We start from the raw sequence: 6,040 nt of genomic DNA on the forward strand, positions 1-6,040 counted from the left end.
GAACAACTTTGCCACTGGAGACCCCCCATGCAACTCGAAGGCTCATGCCATTGCGGCGCGGTGTCGTTCAGCCTCACCAGCGCCCATCCCTACCCCTATCAACGCTGCTACTGCTCGATCTGTCGCAAGACCCAGGGCGGTGGCGGTTATGCGATCAATATTGCCGGTGACGCCCATAGCCTCAAGGTGCGCGGGCGCAGGAACATCGCGATCTACCATGCGCTGCTCAAGGGCGAAGGCGAGCAGCGCGCCCACCGCAGCAGTGCCGAGCGGCATTTCTGCTCGCTGTGCGGCTCGGGCTTGTGGCTATTCAGCCCTGAATGGCCGGAATTGATCCACCCATTCGCCTCCGCGATCGACACGCCGCTGCCCGTGGCGCCGCAACACACACATTTGTTGCTGGACTCCAAGGCCTCCTGGGTGGAGGTCGAGGTGAAGCCTGGCGATAAACAGTTCGAGGGTTATCCCGAAGAATCGATCGCCGAGTGGCATGAGCGCCTGGGCTTGAGCCGTTAAGCCCGCGATTTGTTGATTTTTACGCCGCCACTGGCACGCCACTGTGGAAGCGAAACTCCACATCCGGCGATTCGATCAGTTCCTGCTCGGCGGCCCGCACCTTGTCTATCACCTGGGCGATGTCCTTGGCGTCCCCGTACTGGTACGCCAGTTTCAGGTAGCCCTGGAAGTGCCGGGCCTCGCTTTTGAGCAGACCGAAGTAGAACTTGCCCAGCTCCTCGTCCAGGTGCGGTACCAACGCCTCGAAACGCTCACAGCTGCGGGCCTCGATGAACGCACCGACCACCAGCGTATCCACCAGCTTCACCGGTTCGTGACTGCGTACCACCTTGCGCAGTCCCGAGGCGTAGCGCCCGGCAGACAGCTGGCGCAACCCGATCTTGCGTTTTTTCATCAGGCGCATGACCTGCTCATGGTGCACCAACTCTTCCCGGGCCAGACGCGACATCATGTTGATCAGGTCGACGTGGGAGTGGTACTTGGCAATCAGGCTAAGCGCCGTGCTGGCCGCCTTGAACTCGCAATTCTTGTGGTCGATCAGCAAGGTGTCCTGATCGGCCAAAGCGGCCTGAACCCAGCCATCCGGGGTGCGGCAGCCGAGGAACTCGTGAATTTCGGGAAGGATCATGGGGCTCACGGAAAAAGGGTAGAAAAGGTATAAAACGAAGGGCGCCGATTATACCGGCCTGCCCGAAGACCACCAGTCACACCGTTGATATGCATCAAGTCACCGATTGCCGCACAGCAACTATAGTTGTGCAACGCCATGCTTTTTCATTTTCAGGAGATCCCGATCATGCAAGCCATTCGCAGCATCCTGGTGGTCATCGACCCCGAGCATTCGGAAAGCCTGGCACTCAAACGAGCCAAACTGATCGCCGGTGTAACCCAGGCGCACCTGCATTTGCTGGTGTGTGACCGCAAGCACGATCACAGCGCCATGCTGGGCGTGCTCAAGGCTGCCCTGCTGCAAGACGGGTACAGCGTCACGACCGAGCAGGCCTGGAATGAAAGCCTGCACGAAACCATCGTCGACGTGCAGCAGGCCGAAGGCTGCGGGCTGGTCATCAAGCAGCATTTCCCTGACAGCTCGCTGAAAAAAGCCCTGCTGACCCCAGTGGACTGGAAACTGCTGCGCCACTGCCCTACCCCGGTGCTGCTGGTGAAAACCGCCGGTTCGTGGAAGGACAAGGTGATCCTGGCGGCCGTCGACGTTGGCAATATGGAAAGTGAACACCGTCATCTGCACAACACCATCATCGATTACGGCTACGACATCGCCAGCCTGGCCAAGGCGCATCTGCATGTGATCAGTGCTCATCCGTCGCCCATGCTGTCGGCAGCCGACCCAACGTTGCAGCTGAGCGAAACCATCGAGGCGCGCTATCGCGAACAATGCAAGGCGTTCCAGGCCGAGTTCGACATCGACAACGAACACCTGCACATTGCCGAGGGCCCGGCGGATGTGTTGATTCCGTTCATGGTGCACAAGCTGCAGGCGGCCGTGACAGTGATCGGCACCGTGGCGCGCAGCGGTTTATCGGGGACGTTGATCGGCAATACGGCGGAAGTGGTGCTCGATGCGGTAGAGAGCGATGTGCTGGTGCTCAAGCCACAGGAAGTCGAGGATCACCTGGAGGAGTTGGCGGTCAAGCATTGAGATTCGTAGCGCCTGTCAGGCCGTCTTCGCGAGCAAGCCCGCTCCCACACTCAACCGCAAATCAACTGAAGGAACGCGGTTGAATGTGGGAGCGGGCTTGCTCGCGAAGCTTTCAGGGTCTAGCCGACAAACGCGTCCTTGAGGAACCCCGGCGCGATGTACCGCTGGTAATGCGCCTCGGACAGCAGGAAAAATTCCCGATCGATGGCGTCGCGCAGTTCCGGCAGGTTCCAGTCGCGAAACTCCGGCAACAACACCATCCCGTAGGCTTGCAGGTTGTTGATGACCCGCGCGCCCCGGGCGATCAACTGGTAAGCCCAGCAATACTCGGACTGATGCGGCACAAAGCGGATCTTGCGCTGTTCCAGCTGCGTTCGCAGCAACGCCGGATCGAAAATCTCCACCTTGGCGGCCATCACCTGGGACAACAACTGCTCGAGACGCAGCCACACTGCGCGCTTTTCTTCCTCGTTGTAGCCGTTCCAGTGAATCACTTCATGGTGGAAGCGCTTGCAGCCACGGCACACCAAATCACCGTAAACAGTGGAGCAAAGGCCGACGCAGGGGGTCTTGATGGTCTGATTGGGCATAGGTAGGCAAAACGCGAAAAAGCAAAACAGGACGGCATGTTAGCCCTTTGTCTAACATTGATCACCCCTCAAAGTTTCAGGTGCCAACTTACCTTTAATTTTTTTTTGCCGTAGAATCAGCCTGCCTTTTTAGGCGCCAATGTCCGTTAGAAGCTGTTTTCAAAGCGTCACGAGCACAGTCGTTCCTTCAGAGCGGTGTTGGCGAGGGGTTTTTCCAGCGGGGAAAAGCCCAACGCCAACCCTCATCAGCTCCCGTTCTGCAGGCGTAAAACTTTGAAAGCAGCTTCTGTAAGGAATTGTCGGTAATTCTGGCTAAGTGGCTCACAACGCCACGCAGCGCATGAGTACGGCAATTTCGGGATGAGCGTCCCGGACACCCATTTGGGACCACTGATGAGGGTAATAACTGTGCTTGAAGCCTACCGCAAACATATCGAAGAGCGTGCAGCACTGGGTATCGTTCCCCAGCCGCTTAACGCCGAACAAACTGCAGGCCTGGTCGAGCTGCTGAAGAACCCCCCGGCTGGCGAAGAAGCATTTCTCGTTGACCTGATCACCAATCGCGTTCCGCCTGGAGTGGACGAAGCAGCCTATGTCAAGGCCGGCTTCCTGTCCGCCATCGCCAAAGGCGAAGCCAAATCCCCCCTGATCGACAAGAAGCGCGCTGTTGAACTGCTCGGCACCATGCAGGGTGGCTACAACATCGTGACCCTGGTCAACCTGCTGGACGACGCCGAGCTGGCACCAGTAGCGGCCGAAGAACTCAAGCACACCCTGCTGATGTTCGATGCCTTCCACGACGTCGCTGAAAAAGCCAAGAACGGTAACGTACACGCCAAGGGCGTGCTGCAATCCTGGGCTGACGGCGAGTGGTTCGTGAAACGCCCTGTGCTGGCCGACAAGATCAGCCTGCGTGTGTTCAAGGTAACTGGCGAGACCAACACCGACGACCTGTCCCCTGCACCTGATGCCTGGTCCCGCCCGGACATCCCGCTGCACGCCCTGGCCATGCTGAAAATGGCTCGCGACGGCATCGTGCCTGACGCACAAGGCGTCACCGGCCCGATGAAGCAGATCGAAGAAATGCGCAACGCCGGCTTCCCGATCGCCTACGTTGGCGACGTGGTCGGTACCGGTTCTTCGCGTAAATCGGCCACCAACTCGGTGCTGTGGTTCTTCGGCGACGACGTTCCCTACGTGCCGAACAAGCGTGCCGGCGGTTTCTGCTTCGGCAGCAAGATCGCTCCGATCTTCTACAACACCATGGAAGATGCTGGCGCACTGCCAATCGAATTCGACGTATCCAACATGCACATGGGCGACGTGATCGACCTGTACCCGCATGCTGGCAAAGTCTGCAAGCACGGCACCGACGAAGTCCTGACCACCTTCGAAATGAAGACTCCGGTCCTGTTGGACGAAGTGCGCGCCGGCGGCCGTATCCCGCTGATCATCGGCCGTGGCCTGACCGAGAAGGCTCGTAGCGAGCTGGGTCTGCCACCTTCGACGCTGTTCAAGAAGCCTGAAGCGCCAGCTGAAAGCACCAAGGGCTTCACCCTGGCGCAGAAAATGGTCGGCAGGGCTTGCGGCGTGACCGGCGTTCGCCCGGGCACCTACTGCGAACCGAAGATGACCACCGTGGGTTCCCAGGACACCACCGGTCCAATGACCCGTGACGAACTGAAAGACCTGGCGTGCCTGGGCTTCTCGACCGACCTGGTGATGCAGTCCTTCTGCCACACCGCGGCTTACCCCAAGCCAATCGACGTGACCACCCACCACACCCTGCCTGACTTCATCATGACCCGCGGCGGCGTTTCCCTGCGTCCGGGCGACGGCATCATCCACTCGTGGCTGAACCGCATGCTGCTGCCAGACACCGTCGGCACCGGTGGTGACTCGCACACCCGCTTCCCGATCGGCATCTCGTTCCCGGCCGGTTCCGGCCTGGTAGCGTTCGCCGCGGCCACCGGCGTCATGCCGCTGGACATGCCTGAGTCGATCCTGGTTCGCTTCAAGGGCGAACTGCAGCCAGGCGTCACCCTGCGTGACCTGGTTCACGCCATTCCTTACTACGCGATCCAGAAAGGCCTGCTGACCGTAGAGAAGAAAGGCAAGAAGAACGCCTTCTCCGGACGCATCCTGGAGATCGAAGGCCTGCCTAAGCTGACCGTAGAGCAAGCGTTCGAACTGTCTGACGCCTCGGCCGAACGTTCGGCTGCCGGTTGCACCATCCAGCTGTCCAAAGAGTCGATTGCCGAATACCTGCAGTCCAACATCACCCTGCTGCGCTGGATGATCGGCGAAGGCTACGGCGATGCACGCACTCTGGAACGTCGCGCTCAAGCGATGGAAGCCTGGCTGGCCAACCCTGAGCTGCTGCAAGCGGACAAAGACGCTGAATACGCCGAGATCATCGAGATCGACCTGGCCGACATCAAGGAGCCTGTGCTCTGCGCGCCGAACGACCCGGACGACGCTCGCCTGCTCTCCAGCGTTGCTGGCGAGAAGATCGACGAAGTGTTCATCGGTTCGTGCATGACCAACATCGGTCACTTCCGCGCTGCCGGCAAGTTGCTGGAACAGGTCAAGGGTCAGCTGCCAACCCGTCTGTGGCTGTCGCCGCCGACCAAGATGGACGCTCACCAACTGACCGAAGAAGGCTACTACGGCATCTACGGCAAGGCTGGCGCCCGCATGGAAATGCCAGGCTGCTCGCTGTGCATGGGTAACCAGGCACGTGTAGAGCCGAACTCGACTGTCGTGTCGACTTCGACCCGTAACTTCCCGAACCGTCTGGGTGACGGCGCGAACGTCTACCTGGCTTCGGCTGAACTGGCGTCCGTGGCTTCCATCCTGGGTCGCCTGCCGACCGTCGAGGAGTACATGGAATACGCTGGCAAGATCGACAGCATGGCGGCCGATGTCTACCGCTACCTGTCCTTCGACCAGATTGCCGAGTTCCGTGAAGCTGCTGCGAACGCCAACATCCCGGTCGTTCAAGCCTAACGTTTCAAAGCAATGAAAAACGCCGCCCATCGTGAGATGAGCGGCGTTTTTTTATGCCTTCAGGAACACCGCGCTGATCGTTCCCACGCTCTGGACTGCACCCCAAAGGTTGGACACAACCGATGGGGTGTTTCATGAGGAAGTACACAGTTCAAGTGAAGCTGTTGGCGGTGCAGGATTACTGTTCCGGTAATGCGGGTCTTAGAGATGTTGCGGATCGGCACGATGTTGATTTTTCTTCGTTGCGCCAGTGGATCGCGGCCTA

The 6,040-nt window shown here is 59.4% G+C and carries 6 protein-coding genes; 4 read left to right on the plus strand and 2 right to left on the minus strand.

Translation table 11 applies throughout. The annotated features are described in order from the left end of the window. Positions 1-27 precede the first annotated feature (27 nt). The gene (locus tag CGA21_RS18935; RefSeq protein ID WP_188264793.1) at positions 28-516 is read left to right on the plus strand and encodes a GFA family protein; all 489 of its coding nucleotides are present in this window, start codon (positions 28-30) and stop codon (positions 514-516) included. Positions 517-535: 19 nt separating this feature from the next. Here CGA21_RS18935 and CGA21_RS18940 read toward each other — a convergent pair whose 3' ends face one another. After that, positions 536-1,144: a tRNA-(ms[2]io[6]A)-hydroxylase gene (locus CGA21_RS18940; RefSeq protein ID WP_008063957.1), complete on the minus strand. Its 609-nt coding sequence runs from the start codon at positions 1,142-1,144 to the stop codon at positions 536-538. 168 nt (positions 1,145-1,312) lie between these two features. On the opposite strand from CGA21_RS18940, the gene CGA21_RS18945 reads away from it, so the two are divergent. Then, positions 1,313-2,176 carry a universal stress protein gene (locus tag CGA21_RS18945; RefSeq protein WP_032831959.1) on the plus strand — a complete coding sequence of 288 codons (864 nt, stop codon included), beginning with the start codon at positions 1,313-1,315 and terminating at the stop codon, positions 2,174-2,176. Between the two features lie 119 nt (positions 2,177-2,295). Here CGA21_RS18945 and CGA21_RS18950 read toward each other — a convergent pair whose 3' ends face one another. Beyond that, entirely contained in the window at positions 2,296-2,766 is a 471-nt protein-coding gene (locus CGA21_RS18950) for a DUF1289 domain-containing protein (RefSeq protein WP_110752061.1), read from the minus strand. Positions 2,767-3,174: 408 nt separating this feature from the next. On the opposite strand from CGA21_RS18950, the gene acnB reads away from it, so the two are divergent. Continuing rightward, a complete protein-coding gene (acnB, locus tag CGA21_RS18955) occupies positions 3,175-5,775 on the plus strand; it encodes a bifunctional aconitate hydratase 2/2-methylisocitrate dehydratase (protein WP_110752059.1) in 2,601 nt (866 codons plus the stop codon). 134 nt (positions 5,776-5,909) lie between these two features. Then, positions 5,910-6,040: transposase (locus CGA21_RS18960; RefSeq protein ID WP_188264257.1), on the plus strand; the 131-nt coding region annotated here is incomplete at its 3' end.

Origin of the sequence: Pseudomonas sp. PSB11, from assembly GCF_014596605.1 — a bacterium.
Classification (GTDB): domain Bacteria; phylum Pseudomonadota; class Gammaproteobacteria; order Pseudomonadales; family Pseudomonadaceae; genus Aquipseudomonas; species Aquipseudomonas umsongensis.